Source organism: Nocardia sp. 852002-20019_SCH5090214, assembly GCF_001665865.1.
GTDB classification, from domain to species: Bacteria; Actinomycetota; Actinomycetes; order Mycobacteriales; family Mycobacteriaceae; genus Nocardia; species Nocardia nova.
The window spans coordinates 1-937 of the sequence record NZ_LZMK01000209.1; the positions used below are offsets into that span (position 1 = coordinate 1).

Here is a 937-nt window from a genome sequence, read left to right on the forward strand (position 1 = left end):
TGCGGCCGGTCCCCTCTACAGCCTCGATCCCCATACCCGAAGTATCCCAGCCGATCCCGGCCCGACCGGTCGGGCCGGGATCGGCTGGGATACTTCGGGTATGGGGATCGAGGCTGTAGAGGGGACCGGCCGCAGGGGACACACACCGCGCGGGAATCACGTCGAGCGGCGGGGCCGGTGAGCGCGCGCCGCGGCCGCGCCCGCCCGGGGCGCTACCGCAATCCGCACTTCCACGGCTATCACAGCACCTCGCCGACGCCGATCCTTGCCGTCCTCGGCGCGGTGGTGGGTGGTGTGGTCCTGCTGCTGGTGGTGCTGGCTCTCACCCACGCCCATCCCACCCGCACCGACGACACCGCGCCGGTGAGCACCGCGCCCGCGGTCGCGCCCCAGCAGGTGGCACCGGCACCGGCCGCGCCGCCGCCGGCACCGCCGTGCTATCCGTTCGCAGCCTCCTGCAACTGACCGAACCGAGCACCGCAACCGCGGCTGACGACGATTCTGGTCCGGGCCCGGCCCCGAGAGTTCCGATCTGCCTGGCCGGGCCCGGCACCGCTCAGCATAGGGCCGTCCGCAACCCCCGCCATGGCCACCGGCCGGAGCCCGGTCGGACCGGGGTGCGGGTCCGGTACCCGAAATGGGGTACGGCCGCCGAGCCGCAGAGCCCCTGAGCGCAGTGCGATGTTTCCTGTCTTTGTGGTTTCCGGTTGGGACGGGTGAGGCACATGATGCGCGGGGCAACCGCACCTGCCCAACCTCCTTCCTTCCGGTCCCATTTTCCGGTCACACCTCTTGCACCACGGCGTGTCAGAGGGGGAGTTTCGTCCGGAAGAAACTTGTAGCCTGGCCGTATGGTCGCCTCCCGGTCGTGTCTTCAGTGCGGAAACCCGGTGACGTGGAAAGGCACCGGAAGACCACCGATCTGGTGCAGCAGACC

At 70.3% G+C, this 937-nt stretch carries 1 protein-coding gene; it reads left to right on the plus strand.

What is annotated here, in order from left to right:
* Nucleotides 1-177: 177 nt before the first annotated feature.
* Nucleotides 178-465: a hypothetical protein gene (locus A5780_RS16565; RefSeq protein ID WP_064908889.1), complete on the plus strand. Its 288-nt coding sequence runs from the start codon at nucleotides 178-180 to the stop codon at nucleotides 463-465.
* The last annotated feature ends 472 nt before the right edge of the window (nucleotides 466-937 follow it).